This is a genomic window from Pseudomonadota bacterium, assembly GCA_036339585.1.
In the GTDB taxonomy this organism is placed as follows: domain Bacteria; phylum Pseudomonadota; class Alphaproteobacteria; order UBA8366; family UBA8366; genus UBA8366.
In genome coordinates this window covers 16,116-34,246 of record JAYZAS010000024.1, presented here as the reverse complement: position 1 = coordinate 34,246, position 18,131 = coordinate 16,116, and the positions used below count along the sequence as shown (strand labels likewise).

Sequence of the window (18,131 nt, the reverse complement as noted above, 5' to 3'; positions counted from 1 at the left end):
TTCGTATTGATGTCGTAACAATAATGTTTACCTGCTTCATCAGTGACAAACTCAAATCCAGCTACATCTAACTGTTCATTTTCCATTACAGACTTCATCTTTGGCAACAATGCCTTTCCTGTATCACTGTTTTCAAAACCCTCAATGATGTCAAACGGGAACCTCTCATCTGCCTCTGTCGCACAAAAACCACCATCTAAGGCACAAACATCGGCAGGGCAAAGTTCAAATCCATTTGAAGCATCGACTTTAACTGCATAAAAGAATTCACGGCCTATGAACTCAACTCTAGTAATGGAACTGTCCGGCGCATCAATGTATTGCTGAACAAGGGTTAGTCCGTCGATAGAATCTTCAAATGATGAGCTATTGACATACTCAAGTATAGCTTCCTCTGACTTAAGCAACTGAACTCCGAGTCCCTTGCCTGCGCGGTTATGTTTTGTAATCACATTATCAAAAGGCAGTGCCTTATATGCTTTGACAATATCTTCGCGCGATGAAATCGCAAAAGTCATTGGCGTTAACAAACCAACCCGTTCCAACGCGGCATACTGAACTAATTTTGAAATTTCTAAATTGAGTGCTTTCCGACCATTCAGCGTATGGCTGCCTTGCGACTCCAGCCATGCCAAAATTCCAATAGTCATCTCGGGAGCAAAACGGTTACCTCGTGTATGAGAGGAAGCGCTCATTCGATTATAAAAAATACCTGGAGGTGCAGGGGCAGAAAAGTCAAAGATGGCTGACGATGTGTCCCAGTCTTGATGAGGAATTTGGTAATCTTTGAGCGCAGATAACAGTGGTGCCGTCCATTCCTCATTTTCATGGATAATGTAGACACTCGGAACACATGATTTCTTTTGAGCAAACATACCACCCCACCAAATTTATTGCCGGTTAAATAATTGGCCTCAATAAGGCTATATGAAGGCCAAGAAACTATGGAAAAATTACTAAGACCGGTTATCCAAATTTGCCTGTATTAAATAACGCCAGTAACCCGAGCCCTAAAATGCCATACCCGATAATAGAGAAAAGAATGGTTAAATAACCTATTATTAACCCGGCAAGCGCGATACCGTAACCGGTTTCAGATCCATTGCTATGACGAACTTGGTATCTTGCTATATGCCCGCAAACGATCGCACCGACTTGAGCAATAATAGGAATGACAAAGTTGGTAAGAATGCCAAGCAGAGATATCGCAAAAGAAATAACGGCCAACACATTCATTTTTGGATTGGTAACTTTTACCTCTATCTGATTTTGATCCGCCATTGAAAACCTCGATTTTACTCGTGCCAAAAGTGAGACAACACTTTTTAAATTTGCAGAAGTATAGGATGTTTGCAAACATAAACAAAGGCCGGCAGAGGTTTGGACTTATGCCGGTCAACCCGACAAAAGTTTTACAGGAGCCGCTTTAGTCCTACCAGATACTTTGCCATCCTCAGGCTCTATACTTGCTTTTTTAAAGCCGCACTTGCTGCATTTTACTTCCTCTGCAAACGCACTTACGTGAGTAAAGGCTCCACCTCGTTTAGTCTGAGCAGCCTCGATAGCATGATCAATGAGCATCAGGCGTATAGTGCCGCACCAACGACAGGTAATGCGCAGGTTCAGCTGCCTCTCTCGGTAATCGCCTAATGTTAGTTTAACTTCCACCACACTATTATAAATGAGAACATTTAAAGAACAAATAAAATTTTAATATTTGAATAGGAAAGGGAGTAAGGATTTGGAAAGCATAACCGGTCAATGCATTAAAATTTCTGTCTAAAACAAAATATTTTGATGTCATTTATGGCTGCGCTAACAACTGTAAATTCCTAGAATTGAAAGGCTATGCCCAGGCATCAATTAGTTAGGTTATTTTTTGCGCCAGACCCAAGTACCGTCACACCCTGCAAAGCTAGTTTTATGGGGTGGCGTATATCCGCCGGTACCTGCCACTCTGCTCCAAGTACCCTCACTCTCCCCAAGATAATCCCCACCATCCAAGTCGACAACATATGAACCATACGCATCCACTTCTCCGGTCATTTCAAATTCTCCAGAGGTACAATTTGACATCATAGTACCTGTAACCTGGCTATTTCTTATTTTAGCAATGAAAGTGTTAGCACCAGAACACAGTGTCGTGCAGGTGAGGTGACATGCCACATGCAATCATAAACATTCGTACCTGTGTTCTTTTGAATGGCAGAAGGGTCTTTTGCATTCACTGCAACACAAAAAAACATCATGCATAGGCATATAGCAAAGAATAAGTTCTTTATAATTATGCCAATAATCCGTTAGATTTTAAGGACAGTAGTGTCCTTCAATGCGATGATAAATTCAGTGCCAGATTTAATATCAAAAGCCCCCTTTGACTAAACCAAAAGGGGGCTTTTTCTGTAACACGGGCCATGTCAAGCGGATACGGCCCATATTATCTAAACTAGTTTGAGCCGTTGACCATGGTCAAGACCGTTTAATTACTTTTGGCATGTTTTGCAAAACCTTCGATAAATCCACGCTTGCTAATGAAACCATCAGTGCCAGGATTCAACTTTTCAAAAGAATTAACTTTTTTGGACGCTGGTGACGCATCAAACTCGGATTGTGATATTTTTCCGTCTTTATTTACATCAGTTTTATCGAAATAACTTTTTGCTTCGTCTTTCGACACCCCGTGCGAATGTGGAGCCCCGCCACAGCTACCAGCGTACGCCGATGTCATAGACAAAAGGGCAACAGTAAGTGCAACCGCGAATACTTTCATGTTTAAAACTCCATATTTATACTATTAAAGATACGTGTGTTGCCCAGTTACGGATCGGTTTAGATTGGAATAAATTTCTATGCGTGCAGCTATAATTACGGGCCAAATTTACTACCAGACAGCTTCGAGGTATCGATAAATACCACCCACCACGATAATCAAATTAAGACTACAAGGTAAAAGCTATTCCGCAGCTAATTTTTGAGGATCCATCGCAGCCAAGATTTTTGGAGGAGACATGGGAAGATCGCCCATACGCTTACCGATGGCGTTTTCGACAGCGATAGCAACAGCCGCTGGTGCAGGAACAAGCGGCGGCTCACCGACTCCACGAACACCATAGGGGTGTTTTGGATTGGGCACCTCAACAATTAGCGTATCTATCATTGGGACATCTGAAGCAACAGGCATGCGATAGTCTAGAAAACCAGTGTTCAATAACCGACCCTTATCGTCATAAATATATTCTTCATTCAACGCCCAACCTATACCCTGAACGGCCCCGCCTTGCATTTGACCCTCAACGTAATCCGGTGATATAGCCCGTCCCGCATCTAAAATGACCGTGTGCCGAACTGGTGTGGTGCCACCGGTTTCAGGATCAATTTCAACATCGCTAATTTGTGCGCAAAACGCTGCGCCTGCACCCTTCGCATTTATCTCGGAGTGCCCAGCAATTGGACCAACAGTACCGGGTGCCATTTTTGCGAGCTGTTTCAGGCTAAACGGTTCCAATTTGCCTGCATATTTGTCAGCGGGAAGCGCTTCACCAGAGTCCCAGCGAACTTCCTCTACTGGAATTTCCCACTTTAAGGCTGCTAAAGCACATAATTTTTCAATTATTTCCCGAGTAGCGTTAACAACTGCCATTCCAGTAGCGTACGTGGTCCTGCTACCCGCTGTTAAATGGTTATACCCCAGCGAAGCAGTATCAACCACCGCTGGCTTTACGAGCTCAATATCAATACCCAATTCCTCGGCTGCCATTGCTCTCATAGATGATCGCGACCCTCCAATATCGGGCGTTCCTAGGGCTAGTGTCAGTGTGCCGTCATCCAACAGATTAGCACTGGCACTACTTAAACCACCGCCATGCAACCAATACCCAAGCGCAACACCGCGACCTTGGTTCTGCTTCAATGATGCTTTGTAGTGGGGATGGTTTTTTGCCGCCTCCAGAACTTCAATGCAACCGATACGACCATGCTTTGTCCCCATCAGGGAGGTATCGCCCTCTTTGACAGCATTCTTGAGCCTCATTTCAATTGGATCTAATCCAAGTTCATTTGCCAACTCATTGATTACGGCCTCGGCTGCCCAAGTAGCCATTGGGGCTCCAGGGGCCCTGTAGGCAGCTGCTTTTGGACGGTTAACGCACACATCATGGCACGCTGTTCGGGCATTGGGGATTTTGTAAGGAGAGAAGAAACTGTCGGTGGCACGAGCGACCGGGCCGCCCTTGAAAGCTCCAGCCTGATACCAGATCTCTGCGTCGGCCGCAACAAGTGTACCATCTTTCATTGCCCCCATTTTTATACGGCAAACGGAGCCAACGGTAGGCCCCGTAGCGCGCAAAACCTCACCCCGTGTCATAACACTTCGAACTGGCCTACCGGTTTTCATAGAGAGAAGAATTGCTGCGGGTTCGTGATATATAGTGGTTTTACCCCCGAAACCACCTCCAATTTCTGATGCAGTTACACGGAATTTACTCATATCCAAATTTAGGAGCCTGCTTAATAAAGTGCGCGCAACAAAATGACCCTGCGTTGAGGTCCATAACTCCACCGCACCATCCTCCGACGAAGATGCTACACAGGCTAGCGGCTCAATATAACCCTGATGAACAGGCTGAGATGAAAATTCCCTCTCAATAACCAAATCTGATTTCTCAAATCCTTGCCCTAAGTCACCCTGCTCACCCCCAAGGGTGCGAAAGAGGTTGGATGGCTCTTTCGGCTTTGGCTCTATACCGAGTGTGAACTGGTGTTCGTGCAGTATAGGGGCCCCGGCCTGGGCTGCCTCATAAGGATCAAGAACATGCGGTAAAACTTCATATTCGACTTTTATTTTCCGTACCGCATGCTTAGCGATGGACTCGGTTGTAGCTGCTACCGCAGCGACAGCGTGCCCATCATACAGCACCTTCTCCCGGGCCATGATATTACGGGATAAATCATGAAAATCGCTTACTGCCGGACCAAAGGGTGGTTTTGCTGGCGGATGGTCAGGAACATCTTTGTGAGTGACCACCGCTTTAACACCCTTTACGGCTTCAGCTTCTGATGTATCGATTGAAAGGATTTTTGCGTGAGCATGCGGGCTGCGCAACATTCTCATATGGAGCATTCCGGGCAAAACCATGTCATCGCCGTATCTGGCCCTTCCAGTAACCTTATCTACACCATCTGGCCGGCGAGTATTGTTACCCACCCAGCGATAGTTACCGCCAACAACTCCGCTTTTTTGATTATCGCTCATTTATTTGCCCTCATCTCCGCTGCAGCATCAAGCACTGCTCGAATAATTTTGTCATACCCTGTACACCGGCACAAATTCCCAGCCAAACCAAATCGAAGCTCCGTTTCGGTAGGATCAGGGTTTTTTTCTAAAAACGCTTTGGCTTGCGTTATGATACCCGGAGTACAAATGCCGCACTGAAGCGCAGCGTGGTCCAGGAATTTTTGCTGAAGTGGGTGCAGAGTACCGCCTTGTGCCATACCCTCAACGGTCTCAATCTCAGCGCCGTCAACCTCCACACCGAGAACTAAGCATGAATTGACGGACCGACCATTCATGATGACCGTACAAGCACCACAATCGCCGGTTCCACAACCATTTTTTGTGCCAGTCATATGGAGTTCAGATCGCAGCACATCCATCAGGGTGTTGTGCGTATCACAATTAAACTCTGTCTCATCACCATTGATGGTGGTTGTCACGGAGTGCTTAGCCATTTTGTTTTTGCGCCCTCTCCCATGCAATAGCAGCTGTCCGCCGAACTAATACCCCAGCTACTTTTGTTCTATACTCAATTGTGCCACGCTTATCATCAATCGGGTTGCACGCTTCTCTTGCGGCCTTATCCAATTTCTCAAGCGTGCCTTCATCCAGCTTACTACCTACAAGGACATCCATAGCATCATGTACGAGCAATGCAGTTGGGGCCACTGCACCTAATGCCACTCGAGCGGTCGCGCACGTGCCATCTTCATTCAAAGACAAAGAAACGCCGGCTCCCACCACTGCAATGTCCATTTCTGTCCGAGGAATAAAGCGAAGGTAAGCATCGCCGGAGCGTTTCGGCGGCACTGGCAATACCAATGAAACGACAAATTCATTAGCTCCAAGAGCAGTTCGGCCAGGCGCTTGTGGAAATTTCTCAGCCGGAATCTCCCTGACACCCTCGGGGCCTGCGACAACTATCTTCGCCCCGGACGCGATTATTGCCGGAACACTGTCTGCTGCTGGCGAGGCATTACACAAATTACCGCCGATCGTAGCACGGCCCTGCACTTGCCACGATCCAATTAATTCGACAGCCTCGACCACTCCCGGCCACATTGCCGCTAATTCTTCATTTTCACACAATTCGGCTCCCGTCATGGCAGCACCGATTTTCACATAATCGGATGTAATTTCAATTCTTCTGGTTTCGTTGATGCGTTTGATGTCCACAATTAGGTCTGGATCGATCATTTCTTCACGCATTTGAACTAACAAGTCTGTTCCACCAGCGAGTACTTTCGCTCCGTCGACTTCTGACAACAAGCCTATAGCTGCATCAACCGTATTAGGCGCTTCGTAACGTAATCCTGCCACTTTTAACTATCTCCCACGTTGTTTCGACACTCAGTCGAAATTTGGTACTCAAACCTCACAGCTGCCATAAATATTTTATTCCACCTAGCAAAAACTTTCCAAGCAAGAATAATACTATGATCTTTAGCACCCTCAACTTCAATACACTTTTAATTACTACTAATTATAAATTTTTCAAGCCAGATAACCCATGTGCAAAGCGTATTTGAGGAAGCCTCACGGATCATCAGATCCCAAACATCACTTAACAATCAGAATTTTTTAAGTTTCAACAACTGTGATTGGAGCATGGACGCTCAATGAGAGCAGCAATTTCCCAAGTAACGCGCTTTTTCCTCTTCAGTTTCATAATCTCGCCTAGCCTCATTTCGATTGCATCACCCAAATGCCATCCCACTTTTTTGGATTTTTCTTTTTCATGATTTCGCAGCGTTCAATGTATGTCTTGGATAATTTATCTATTGGATTGGCCTTCAAACACTCCTTAAAGGACTTGATACTCTTATCCCAATCTCCCGATTTAAAAGAAATACGCCCTTCATTGAAATGATTGACTGTATCCATAAGGTTCGGAAAGCTATTTTGATTGTGATAATCTAAGACCTCTCTCACTCCCACAGGCTCCGTTTTCCCTTTTACAATGACATCATCAATGTATCTGATTTGGTAGGTACCTTTCAATTTTTTGAATGTGAAATCACTAATTAAAATGCGCGCCGAGTAGGCCTTACAAGCGCTTTCAAGACGAGCTGCAAGATTTACCCCGTCTCCAATCATCGTATAATCCATTCGCTTTGAAGACCCTATATTTCCAGACACTACCTTGTCAGTGTTAAGCCCCAAGCCCATGTCAACCGGCATTTGACCTTCTTTTTCGCGGATTTCATTCCACTCCCAAAGTCTTTTAATCATATTTACGCCGGCCCGTACCGCACGATCTTCATCATCGTCATGTGAAACGGGTATTCCAAACCCGGCCATGATGGCGTCGCCGATAAATTTATCAACCATCCCTCCTTGCTCACTGATTGCCTCTACCATTATGTTAAAGTAATCATTGAGGAGGGTAACTGTTCCTTGAGCCCCAAGGCTTTCCGTTATCGTCGTGAAACTACGTACGTCAGAAAAAAGTAACGTAACTTCAGTTTCCCGACCTCCCATTATGTCCGCACCTTTGTCCATAAGTTGGTCGGCAATCCCGGGATCTATATACCTCGACATGGTCGATTTCATGCGCTTTTCTTGAGAGATATCTTCGATAACAATCAGCGTGCCTAAATGATCCTGCACTTGATCCATTCTTCCCTCAGGGTCCTGATTATCTAAAGGTAGAAAACTTATATTTGCAGATACCATTTCAATACTGTCGTCTATTTCAGTACCAACCTCAAACTCAACATCAATAAGGTATTCATTCTCTCTCGTCTCTTCACAGGTTTTGATTTTCTCAAAAATCCACGCGCGTTCATTTTTGAAAAATTGATCCGCACCTTTCCCGATAATATCAACATTTTGCACCTTAAAAAGTTTCAAACCCGCTTTGTTACAGGTGATAACTTTTCCATCATCATCGATAGTGATAACAGCGTTGGACATGCTGGTAAGCATACTATGATTATAAGCACGCTCTTTAGCCACGTCCTCAAACAGCTTTGCATTTTCCAAAGCAATAGCTACCTGCTGCGTAAAAGCCTGGAGACGAGCCTCGTCTTCTTTATTAAAACTGCCTCCCTTCTTGTTAAGTGCCTGTGTGCACCCAATACATTCCCCATCTTTATTGATTACCGGTACACAAAGAATAGAGCTGGTAAAGTATCCAGTTTTCTTATCAAAGCTGGGATTAAATCTTAGATCAGCATAAGCGTGGGGAATGTTGATGGTCTCTTGTGATTGATATACAGCACCAGCTATCCCAACATCGTTTGGCATTCTGATTTCCCCTATTCCCTCACCCATCGCAACACGAGTAAATAGTTCGTTAGTTTTGGTATCGTTTAAAAATAATGTTGCTCGGTCCGCATTGAGCATTTTCGTAGACTCAACCATTACCCGTTGGAGCAATGTTCCAAGCTCAATCTCAGCGGTGACATCAGAAACAATGTCAAGAAATTGCATTTCTTTTTCTCGTGTCCTTTCCATTTCCTCGATGCCCTGGGCATTCTGGAGTGAAATGGACGCCTGAGAGGTGATGCCCTCGACCAATCGGAGCTCATGTTTGGTAAAGCGTCCTTTCTTTTTATTAAGAATTTGTATAACCCCAATCGTCTCGCCCCTCGCCGTCTTAATTGGAGCACAAATTATATTTTTTGTTTTAAATCCTGTTTGTTCATCGACTTTCGCATTGAATCTGTCATCATCGTAAGCATTGTGGATAATCTCACTCACACCAGACTGAAAAACAGCTCCAGCAATACCGGTGTTATTGAGTATTCGGATTTCCCGGGTGAGATCGCCTTGAGCAATTCTTGTGTAGAGCTCACCAGTCATCGGATCATTCAAAAAAAGACTGCCTCGGTCTGCACCCAGTTCTTCCGTTGTCAATTGAATAAGTGCCCACAAAATATCACTTAAATTTTTCAACCCTGAAATTTTGCGCGTAACAGAAAGCAGAAATTCAGTTTGGTGGAGCTTAGTCGTGGTCCGGTCTAATAAAGCCCTCAGTTGTTCTGCTGATCCAGCGCTGTCTGCACCAGCAACGGTTTTGTTGTTTTTTAAACCCTTGGTAGTCAATGGTGCCTCCTCAGGATTTCTTTTCGAGTTTTTCTCGTAGTGATGAAATAGTTTTCTTCAGTTGACTTTTCTCATCGGACATTTCGACCGATATTTTTTGTATTTTTGCTTCGTATTCAAATTTTTGACTTTCAAGCGTGTCGCGAAGCGTTGACACTGTTTTTTTCAATTGTCGGATCTCGTCCGCAGAACTTTGAATTGTATTTTGAACTGCTGTGTCTTTTTCGTAGCTGAGGCTCTCTAATTCATCACGCAGGGTTGAAACTGTTTTTCGCAACTGTCTGATTTCATCGGAAAAACCCTGTGCGGCCGATTGAGCTTCGGAAGCCTTTTCAAATTGAATATTTTCAAGGCTCTCGCGTAGACACACTATGGTATCTTTAAGCTGTCGTATCTCATCGGCATTCTTGGCATAGATATTTTGAATATTGCGTTCATTATCATGCTGAAGGCTTTCCAATTCATCTCGCAGAATTTTTATTGTTTCACGCAAACGGGCACCATCAAGCTGCGACTCGCGCAGAGCCTCCTCCATGCTGACACCTTTTTGCTGAACGACCATCACACGTTGAGCTTCTCTTTAACCCTGGCTAATCTGCTAATGTTATTTTCATGATCTCCAGCAAATCTGAGAACAATATGTTGTGCGCCTTGTTCAACATACTCCTGCAGCCAATCAACAGCTCCCTCTATAGTGCCTCCAAAACATGCTTGTCTCTTTTTGAGAATGTCCGGCCGCGCATGGTAATAGCTATATAAATATTCATCGATCCGTTCGTTTGCTACTTGAGGGTTATTATCAATGGCAATTGTAAGATATATAGAGGCGGTTACCTCGTCAGGATTACGCCCCTCAGCTGCAGTTAACTGCCGCACCTCTTTCAACAGCTTACCATAACCTTCAGCGTCAGGTCCGGTGGGAAACCAACCATCAAAATAACGCGCGGCACGCTTTAAAGCTCCCGGGACTGCGCCTCCACCCCAAATATGAGGACCACCTTTTTGATACGGCGTGGGACCAATAATACCCTTCTGTATCTTCCAAATTCCGTTCCAATCAACTTCTTCGCCAGTCCACAAAGCCTTGCAAAGCCTAACACCTTCTAAGAAACGGCCAACTCTTTTTTCCCACGGAACTCCGCATGCTTCAAACTCTGCGCGTATATTTGGCACATCGGAGGCTATGCCCATTCCAAGGACAATCCTTCCTTCCGATATTTGATCAACGGTTGCGATTTGATGTGCCAGTACAACTGGGTTCCGAAGCATCGGTATTAAAACAGCCGTACCAATCTTTACTTTAGACGTCCGAGCGGCAACTGCAGCCATTAATGTTATTGGATCATGTCTTGGGCGTGCAAGTATGGAATCACCTATCCAAATCGAATCGTACCCCAAACTTTCTGCTTTTTCAGCAAGCGAGAGTATTGGCGCAGCAGCAGGACGCCCTTCCATTATATTTTCACGCGTCGGCAAGAGATAACCAATTTTAAGGCCCATCGTAACATCCTTGTTGATTAACACTCATAACCTTTAGCGCGTTTGGCTAATTTTAAAAAGGCAGAGTAATTTAACAAGCTGGTTCGGAAAGCGAATAACGTTTAAAGTTGCAGTAAGTTTTTCCTATCCGTGGAGTTTCATATGAGCAATGAAGAAAAAATCGTCTTTCTCTATCGTGTTGGACACATCCCCCAAGAGATTGTCGATCACGCATTAAACACCGTGCCAAACGGATACACACTGACGTTTTCACCAGAAGAACACAGCGATGAAGAACGCAGGGCATTAGTCGCCGATGCGGACCATCTTATCTGTTATGGCAGAGGCTTCGACGACTTTGACGTTGCGACAAAGGCGAAAATTTTTCAGGTATTGAGCGCAGGCTTTGACCGTTTTGATATTCCTGCTTTTACGAAGGCGGGAATTCCCATTTGCAATAATGGGGGCGCTAACGCGCCGACGGTTGCCGAACACGCCATAATGCTCATGCTTTCAGTCTTTAAAAAGTTACCGGTCCATCATAACGGTCTCCACAACGGAGAATGGATCGGCCACCGATACGGACTGGAAATGCGCGAACTGCGTGGCAAACAAGTAGGAATTGTAGGTTTCGGTCATATCGGTCAACAGGTAGCACGCATTGCTAATGGATTTCTGGCCACCGTGGCGTTCTTTGATCCTCTTGAGATTTCGCAGTCTGTGAAGGACGAATATAAGGCAAGCCAGATGAACTTTAATAAACTCCTTGAAACTTCAGATGTGATTACCGTTCATACCCCTCTCAACAATGCAACACGCGGCATGATGAACAAGGAAGCTTTTTCGCAGATGAAAAATTCAGCGATATTTATCAGCACGGCGCGGGGGCCGGTAACGGTAGAGGCAGATCTCATCAACGCGCTCGATGTTGGTCAGATCGCCGGTGCCGGATTGGATGTCTTTGAAGAAGAGCCAACTCCAAACAACAATAAATTATTCAATCGCGATAACGTAGTGGTGACGCCCCATATGGCAGGAACAACTATAGACACCTCCTACAGAAGAATTGCTTTTGCCTTTGAAAATATTCAGAGGGTTTCTCGCGGAGAGAAACCTCTGGCCATAATTAATACTGACTTTCAAAACTAGGGGTTGGGATCAAAATATGTTCGGAATGGATGCGCGAAATAAGCTAATGAAACGCTACAAGAAAGGTTTTACTCTGCGGATGGTGTTGTTTGTACTCGGAATGGTGTGGACATACAGTGCATTTGCTATCTATGCAGAAGGCACAAATGATTTATCTACTACATTGGTTTTAATTGTAATCGTTCTCACATTTTTAGTGAGTATTGAGAGGGTATGCTTGGATAAAGGGCGTCGGGCGTACTGGGTGTTTGGACTACTGTTGAATCTACCGGGTTTACTGTTGGCTTTCACGGTCTACTGGCTGCGATGCAAAAGTAAATTGAAAAGGCAATTGTAAACAAGACGGCATATAATCTACTGATTTTTCTTGGGGACCTTCTTTCATTCAGTACACACACTCCACAACGAATATACAATCGAAATAGAGCTGGTCAGTTCGAAATACACCAACCTTCTAATTCGCGGCTTAAAATTTTTGCTAACATAGCGATACTTTCGTCACTCGCATTCAAACAAGGAATAACCGAAAAATTCTTTCCGCCAGCACGAATAAAATGAGCGCGGCTTTCATTTTCAATTTCATCCAATGTCTCGAGGCAATCCGCTGAAAATCCTGGTGTTATAACCACGATATTTTTTTTCCCAGATTCTGCTAGCTGAGCAAGCACCTCATCCGTGTAAGGTTCCAACCATGCAGCGGGACCAAACCGAGACTGAAAAGTCAGCTTAATTTTATCGGTGCTCAGGCCAAGACTCTCACCGAGCAATCTTGATGTTTTTGCAGCATGACAATGATATGGGTCTCCCGCCCGAAAATATTTCACCGGAAGACCATGAAAAGACGTTAAAATTACGTCGGGTTCCCATTCTAAATCCGATAAGTGTTTTTCCACCGATGTCTTCAATGCACTAATGTAGGCTGGATCATCGTGGTAAGGAGGCAAAGTACGGATAGCGGGTTGCCAACGCATTTTTTTAAGCGCATCAAAAGCTTTATCATAAGCTGTTGCCGACGTGGTGGCGCTATATTGGGGATACAATGCCGCGAGCAATATACGGTCACATCCCATATCTCTAAACTCTGAAAGCTTTTTAGCTATGGATGGTGATCCGTAACGCATGGCCCAATCCACGACTAAATGATCGTCCATCAGGGACGCAAGGCGTCTTGCCTGATCGCGGGTGATAGTGCGAAGTGGTGACTCATCGGCCGCGTTGTTCCAAACTCTCTCATAAGCTTTTGCACTTCGGCTCGGGCGTATGGACAATATTATTCCCTGAAGAATGGGTTGCCAGAGTAATGGGCTCATCTCAATAACGCGTCGATCACTCAGAAATTCGCTTAAATAACGTCTAACATCCCAATAGCCCGTGCTGTCAGGGGTCCCCAAGTTAATGATCAAAATTCCAACCTTAGAACTCGGTATTATGGGGTGCTTTTCATCCATAAGATTTAAATAGCGCAGTCCCTTCGTAGTTGCCATAGAAAGCAGGAATATTGTCCTTGCTTCTCCTATATTAAAAAAATTTGCTTTTGATGCTAGAATATAATGGAGATTTGAGTTGTAGGGTTACTAGCTATCAAATTTTATCTATAGGCGGAGGACAAAGATGACAGAAGCAGCAGGAAAAATATCCTTTGAAAACCGGGCTTACGACCGGTTCGAATTAACTCCCATTGCGGGAGCGCTGGGCGCTGAAGTCGTTGGTGTAGATGTTAATAACCTTGATGAAGAAACATTTGATGATCTTTACGCGGCCTGGCTACAATACCAAGTCCTAGCAATTAGAGGTCAAAAACTGACCCCAGAGCAACAAAAAGAATTTGGCCGCCGCTTTGGTGAGTTACAGCCGCATGTGTTCAACAAGTCGATCGAGGGTCATCCGGAAATTACGGAGATTCTGAAAACAGAGGATGAAACCCTCAATAATGGTGGGCGCTGGCACACGGACCAGCAATACAGGCCGGAGCCAGCCAAAATGACAATGCTATATGCGCATGAAATGCCGCCTCATGGAGGCGATACCTCATTCTCAAGCACCTATCTTGGCTATGAGACTTTATCTGATGGCATGAAAGAAACACTAGCCGGCTTAAAGGGCGTAAATAATGGCGATAGCAAAAATCACCCTACCGGCCTAACTCGGATGGAACGTCAAAAAGCTGGTGTGGGGACAATACCCCAAATCGACCCAGGTGATGCTGTTACTATTTCGGAGCATCCTATCATTCGAACACATCCGGAAACGGGGCGAAAAGTTTTATATGTGGGTTCTCATACGGAGCGAATTGCAGGCTGGACAAAAGATGAAAGTGCGGCACTTCTGGATTACTTGAAAACTCACAATGGCCAGCTTCATCATACGTGCAGAATAAAATGGGAGGTCGGCACCATTACTATGTGGGATAATCGCTGTTGCCTTCATTTTGCGTTGAACGATTATCACGGGTATAGGCGTCGCGTGCACAAGTTACTAATTAAGGGGGACGTACCGTTTTAATCAGGCTTAGGCTGAAAACCCAAAGAACCCTCGTATTTTTTCAGCACATCCTCGGAGGGGAGATACTCCTTCTCTAATGCCTTTATGTCAGGAAAGCCCACAAATGAGTGAAGGTCTCCTGTAGGGTGGTCTTTGCCTTCGGACAGAAATTGTTGCACATAATCCACGTCGCCTTCCGAAAAATCGTGCATATAATCCCAGATAGCACGAGCAGTTGTTCGAAGCGCTCCGGTAGCATTGCTGACCATTTTGACGCCATATGATCTGAGTTTCTCCTTCGAGATCATCGGGGAAACACCGGTGCGATTATAGTGAATAGGCACTGAAACCTCTTGGCACACACGTTCAATTTCCTCTTCAGACACCAGACCCTCGGGAAAAATCATATCCGCTCCAGCCTCGGCATAGGCCTTGGCCCGAGTGATTACGTCATCCAATGTCCCTCCCGCTACACCGCGCGCATCGGTGCGAGCTACCAATAGAAAATCCGAATCCATTTCGTCCCGAACTTTAGCTGCAGCACGGTACTTACCAACCGCCTCTTCTATGGATATCACCTCTTTTCCAGCAACATGACCGCACCTTTTTGGCGCTACCTGATCTTCCATATGAATAGCTGCCGCACCGGCCTTAATAAAATCTTCAGTTGTCCGCATAACATTTATGGCGTTACCAAATCCTGTATCCACATCTACGAGAACTGGGATGTTGACTGAACTGGTCACATAATTAGTGACCATTGCAAGCTCATTCAATGTTACAAGTCCGACATCCGGTTTTCCTAGTAGACTTACGGAAACTGCATACCCAGAGATGCCACAACACTGAAACCCTGCCGCCTCAATAATTTTGGCACTCAGTGCATTATAAGCACCCGGCTTGACCAGAATACCTGGCTGCTCGACAAGGTCGCGTAATTGCTTTGACATTTTTTTTTCCATAGGTCCTCCCACATCGCCTTTGTAAAAAATATCGCTGATAAATAATTTAGACAAAAGGAATAATTATTTGATATCGGTGTTTGTTGGTGACAGATGTAGGGGTAGCCGGATTAATTACGCAAGAAAAAATACGCAATAAAACAGCAGTATCCTTTTTATTTGCTTTCGGAATATTTCAGATGCCGAGGATTACTTATTTCAAGACGCCTTCGGGTATTTTCTACAAGCACTGAGTAGACCGCATCACTGTCATCAAATTTACCAGATCGAATATCAGAAGAAAGAATACTCTTTAATTCAGCGAAATCCGCGCGCATCTCGTTGGGATAAAGCCTCTTTAAATTTGATATAGTCGTTACCTCAAGCTCAATCGATCCGTTTAATTCACGAGCTGCAATGGCCATGGCGCTGGAAATCATAAGCAGATTCAATTTTTGTGAAGTTGGCGTATTCGGGAGGACCTGATTACGCAAGAGAGATATTGCTGTCTCCAGCAAATCCTTAGCGGTTGGACTATTACGTTCCACATCAACCTCTTTGTTTATTTTTAGGATCAGTCATCCGAAGCAACTCCCATTCTAACTCGGCGCAGACCCGACCGGTAAGCGCTAAATGAAGGGATTCCTCTCCTCCAGACACATGCCGTTCACCTTGTTGAATAGCAATTACCGCCCAACGCATGTGAGCAAACGTCTCCCAATAAAAAGCCTGGGCCGGATCAATACTCCTCCCACTTACCTCAGTATAGCCCCGGTAAAATGCTTCGCGCGACCCTATACCCCCAGCCTCCAGACCGAAGTTTCCAAAGCGCCAACAGCGCGCACAAAACCATCCAATATCTTCGTGAAAATCACTCCAATCAGCAAACTCCCAATCCAGAATTCCCGTAAGAACTCCATTATCGAGCATCAGATTACCTACACGATAATCACGATGATTTAGAACCAAAATCATATTTTCGGGCGCATTTAATTCGAGCCAACGCAAACCCCATTCAATTGTTGGGTAGGCTTCAGGCAATCTATCTAGACACTCTCTAAAAAATTCAACTCCAGCTGCTGCTGGCGTCGGATCAGGAATTTTAAGGAAATCAAAAGAATGGCTGCCTGGCGTGATTGAGTGGATTTTAGCGAGCTGACCTCCCAAGTGCTCAAGAAGCCCCTCCGCATTTGTCTTGACCGCTTCATCCTTGACCAGTATGTGCCCCTCAGCAACGCCTTTAACCCTGCGCATTATGTAGAAAGGACGCCCAAAGACAGAGGAATCTGAACAGACCCATAAAGGTTCCGGCACCATAACACCCGCTTCATAGGCCTTCTTGAGGACCTGGAATTCATGGGCACGGGAATGGCTTACTTCAACAACCGAAGGCGCATCAGTTCGCAAAACCAATTCATGCGCCCCATTTAAAAGACCACCGTCGAATGTCACATCAAGGGCATAATTTTCCTGTATAGCCCCGCCACTCATCTTCTCAAATTGAGTTATGCGGCAACTACCTGCTTCAGCCTTTTCAGAGAGAAACCCTGATAGTTTTTCTAACCCCAATGCCAAAAGTCCGCCCCATCGGCGTAAAGATTTTTCGCAAGCACCATTTTGTGAACTTCAGAAGCTCCATCAACTAATCTTGCTTGGCGAGCATAGCGGTAAATCCATTCAAGTACCGTGTCCTTCGAATAACCTCGTGCTCCATTGAGCTGTATGGCCGTATCCACAGCTTTATGAAGGGTATCAGCAACTTGTATTTTCGCCATTGATATTTCCTTGCGAGCGAAGTCTCCCTGATCTAACTTCCATGCCGCATGCATAACAAGCATCCGACCAATCTGAATTTCCATTGCCGCTTCGCCAAGCAGCCATTGAACACTTTCTCTATCAGCAAGCTTGATACCAAACCCCTCACGCTTGCCCACGTACTCAGTGGCAATTTCTAATGCACGCCTTGCAAGACCCAGCCATCGCATGCAATGGGTCAATCGAGCCGGACCCAGTCTTATTTGGGTTAATTTAAGTCCGTCCCCAACATCCATTAGTCGATCCTCGTCCGGAATTTCCATATCTTCGAAAAAAATCTCGCAATGTCCCCCATGTTCTTCTGGCCCCATGATCGGAATGCGCCTTTCAATCCTCCATCCTGGTGTGTCGCGGTGAAACAAGAAGGCAGACAACCCTTTACGCGCATCCTGTGATGTCCGAGCGATAAGGATAAAATGTTCAGCAACTCCGGCACCAGTGATGTACCATTTGTGACCATTGACTATCCATTTGTCTCCCTTTCTCTCAGCTCGAGTTCTCATCATCGACGGGTCTGACCCAGAACCAGGATGAGGCTCTGTCATTATGAAAGAAGAGCGCACTTTCCCCTCTGCAATGGCGGGCAGCCACTTTTCCTGCTGATCGAGGCGAGCCACTTGAGACAATACTCGCATATTCCCATCATCAGGCGCAGAAGCATTGAAACAAACAGGACCAAAGATCGAACGATTCATTTCTTCGTAACACGAGGCTATCTCAGTCATGGAAAACCCCCGCCCTCCCCATTTTTCGGGAAGGGACAAGGACCATAAACCGTTTTTTTTCGTTAGCTCTTTCAGTTTTTCAAGGGGTGCTGATGCTATATTTTCGTGCTCGTCGAAATTAGTTCGTTCACTCTCAAGCGGAATAATATGGTCATCTACGATTTTACGTATCCGCGCTCGTGATGCCTCTGACCGTTCCGTAAGGTTAAAATCCATTTT

General features: G+C 45.3%; 18 protein-coding genes. 2 read left to right on the top strand and 16 right to left on the bottom strand.

Going from position 1 to position 18,131, the window contains the following annotated elements; genetic code table 11:
- The 11 genes from VX941_12920 to VX941_12870 form a co-directional block, all read right to left on the bottom strand.
- A partial coding sequence (locus VX941_12920; protein MEE2934308.1) for an alpha-L-glutamate ligase occupies nucleotides 1–875 on the bottom strand: 875 nt, incomplete at its 3' end.
- 91 nt (nucleotides 876–966) lie between these two features.
- Complete coding sequence (locus VX941_12915) at nucleotides 967–1,281, bottom strand: DUF4190 domain-containing protein (GenBank protein ID MEE2934307.1); 315 nt, start codon at nucleotides 1,279–1,281, stop codon at nucleotides 967–969.
- 114 nt (nucleotides 1,282–1,395) lie between these two features.
- A complete protein-coding gene (locus tag VX941_12910) occupies nucleotides 1,396–1,668 on the bottom strand; it encodes a hypothetical protein (protein ID MEE2934306.1) in 273 nt (90 codons plus the stop codon).
- Between the two features lie 204 nt (nucleotides 1,669–1,872).
- Nucleotides 1,873–2,046: a hypothetical protein gene (locus VX941_12905; GenBank protein ID MEE2934305.1), complete on the bottom strand. Its 174-nt coding sequence runs from the start codon at nucleotides 2,044–2,046 to the stop codon at nucleotides 1,873–1,875.
- Nucleotides 2,047–2,479: 433 nt separating this feature from the next.
- Nucleotides 2,480–2,770: an EF-hand domain-containing protein gene (locus VX941_12900; protein MEE2934304.1), complete on the bottom strand. Its 291-nt coding sequence runs from the start codon at nucleotides 2,768–2,770 to the stop codon at nucleotides 2,480–2,482.
- A gap of 183 nt (nucleotides 2,771–2,953) precedes the next feature.
- The gene (locus tag VX941_12895) at nucleotides 2,954–5,251 is read right to left on the bottom strand and encodes a xanthine dehydrogenase family protein molybdopterin-binding subunit (protein MEE2934303.1); all 2,298 of its coding nucleotides are present in this window, start codon (nucleotides 5,249–5,251) and stop codon (nucleotides 2,954–2,956) included.
- The gene (locus VX941_12890) at nucleotides 5,248–5,727 is read right to left on the bottom strand and encodes a (2Fe-2S)-binding protein (GenBank protein MEE2934302.1); all 480 of its coding nucleotides are present in this window, start codon (nucleotides 5,725–5,727) and stop codon (nucleotides 5,248–5,250) included. The genes VX941_12895 and VX941_12890 overlap by 4 nt, the downstream gene beginning before the upstream one ends.
- Nucleotides 5,720–6,592, bottom strand: a complete 873-nt coding sequence (locus tag VX941_12885) for a xanthine dehydrogenase family protein subunit M (GenBank protein ID MEE2934301.1) — start codon at nucleotides 6,590–6,592, stop codon at nucleotides 5,720–5,722. Before VX941_12885 ends, VX941_12890 begins: the two co-directional genes overlap by 8 nt.
- 363 nt (nucleotides 6,593–6,955) lie before the next feature.
- Entirely contained in the window at nucleotides 6,956–9,322 is a 2,367-nt protein-coding gene (locus VX941_12880; protein MEE2934300.1) for a GAF domain-containing protein, read from the bottom strand.
- A gap of 10 nt (nucleotides 9,323–9,332) precedes the next feature.
- Nucleotides 9,333–9,884: a hypothetical protein gene (locus tag VX941_12875; protein MEE2934299.1), complete on the bottom strand. Its 552-nt coding sequence runs from the start codon at nucleotides 9,882–9,884 to the stop codon at nucleotides 9,333–9,335.
- Nucleotides 9,884–10,822, bottom strand: coding sequence for an LLM class flavin-dependent oxidoreductase (locus tag VX941_12870; protein MEE2934298.1), 939 nt, complete (start codon nucleotides 10,820–10,822; stop codon nucleotides 9,884–9,886). Before VX941_12870 ends, VX941_12875 begins: the two co-directional genes overlap by 1 nt.
- Before the next feature lie 141 nt (nucleotides 10,823–10,963).
- Here VX941_12870 and VX941_12865 point away from each other — a divergent pair, with 141 nt between their 5' ends.
- A complete protein-coding gene (locus VX941_12865; protein MEE2934297.1) occupies nucleotides 10,964–11,950 on the top strand; it encodes a 2-hydroxyacid dehydrogenase in 987 nt (328 codons plus the stop codon).
- A gap of 431 nt (nucleotides 11,951–12,381) precedes the next feature.
- On the opposite strand, the gene hemH is transcribed toward VX941_12865, so the two are convergent.
- Nucleotides 12,382–13,398 (bottom strand): ferrochelatase, encoded by a 1,017-nt coding sequence (gene hemH, locus VX941_12860; protein MEE2934296.1) that lies wholly within the window; start codon nucleotides 13,396–13,398, stop codon nucleotides 12,382–12,384.
- Between the two features lie 163 nt (nucleotides 13,399–13,561).
- On the opposite strand from hemH, the gene VX941_12855 reads away from it, so the two are divergent.
- Nucleotides 13,562–14,452, top strand: coding sequence for a TauD/TfdA family dioxygenase (locus VX941_12855; protein MEE2934295.1), 891 nt, complete (start codon nucleotides 13,562–13,564; stop codon nucleotides 14,450–14,452).
- On the opposite strand, the gene VX941_12850 is transcribed toward VX941_12855, so the two are convergent.
- The 4 genes from VX941_12850 to VX941_12835 all read right to left on the bottom strand — a co-directional run bounded on the left by VX941_12850 (nucleotide 14,449) and on the right by VX941_12835 (nucleotide 18,128).
- Nucleotides 14,449–15,381, bottom strand: a complete 933-nt coding sequence (locus tag VX941_12850; protein MEE2934294.1) for an isocitrate lyase/PEP mutase family protein — start codon at nucleotides 15,379–15,381, stop codon at nucleotides 14,449–14,451. The two genes, VX941_12855 and VX941_12850, sit on opposite strands and share 4 nt — an antisense overlap.
- 167 nt (nucleotides 15,382–15,548) lie before the next feature.
- Nucleotides 15,549–15,920, bottom strand: coding sequence for a DUF6285 domain-containing protein (locus VX941_12845; GenBank protein ID MEE2934293.1), 372 nt, complete (start codon nucleotides 15,918–15,920; stop codon nucleotides 15,549–15,551).
- Between the two features lies 1 nt (nucleotide 15,921).
- The gene (locus tag VX941_12840) at nucleotides 15,922–16,947 is read right to left on the bottom strand and encodes a phosphotransferase family protein (protein ID MEE2934292.1); all 1,026 of its coding nucleotides are present in this window, start codon (nucleotides 16,945–16,947) and stop codon (nucleotides 15,922–15,924) included.
- Nucleotides 16,932–18,128, bottom strand: coding sequence for an acyl-CoA dehydrogenase family protein (locus tag VX941_12835; GenBank protein MEE2934291.1), 1,197 nt, complete (start codon nucleotides 18,126–18,128; stop codon nucleotides 16,932–16,934). Before VX941_12835 ends, VX941_12840 begins: the two co-directional genes overlap by 16 nt.
- Between the last annotated feature and the right edge of the window lie 3 nt (nucleotides 18,129–18,131).

Coding starts and splice junctions, on each gene's coding strand:
- VX941_12835 (MEE2934291.1), bottom strand. CDS start 18,128: ATGGATTTTAACCTTACGGAACGGTCAGAGGCATCACGAGCGCGGATA.
- VX941_12890 (MEE2934302.1), bottom strand. CDS start 5,727: ATGGCTAAGCACTCCGTGACAACCACCATCAATGGTGATGAGACAGAG.
- VX941_12915 (MEE2934307.1), bottom strand. CDS start 1,281: ATGGCGGATCAAAATCAGATAGAGGTAAAAGTTACCAATCCAAAAATG.
- hemH (MEE2934296.1), bottom strand. CDS start 13,398: ATGGATGAAAAGCACCCCATAATACCGAGTTCTAAGGTTGGAATTTTG.
- VX941_12855 (MEE2934295.1), top strand. CDS start 13,562: ATGACAGAAGCAGCAGGAAAAATATCCTTTGAAAACCGGGCTTACGAC.
- VX941_12865 (MEE2934297.1), top strand. CDS start 10,964: ATGAGCAATGAAGAAAAAATCGTCTTTCTCTATCGTGTTGGACACATC.
- VX941_12895 (MEE2934303.1), bottom strand. CDS start 5,251: ATGAGCGATAATCAAAAAAGCGGAGTTGTTGGCGGTAACTATCGCTGG.
- VX941_12850 (MEE2934294.1), bottom strand. CDS start 15,381: ATGTCAAAGCAATTACGCGACCTTGTCGAGCAGCCAGGTATTCTGGTC.
- VX941_12900 (MEE2934304.1), bottom strand. CDS start 2,770: ATGAAAGTATTCGCGGTTGCACTTACTGTTGCCCTTTTGTCTATGACA.
- VX941_12905 (MEE2934305.1), bottom strand. CDS start 2,046: ATGACCGGAGAAGTGGATGCGTATGGTTCATATGTTGTCGACTTGGAT.
- VX941_12875 (MEE2934299.1), bottom strand. CDS start 9,884: ATGGTCGTTCAGCAAAAAGGTGTCAGCATGGAGGAGGCTCTGCGCGAG.
- VX941_12870 (MEE2934298.1), bottom strand. CDS start 10,822: ATGGGCCTTAAAATTGGTTATCTCTTGCCGACGCGTGAAAATATAATG.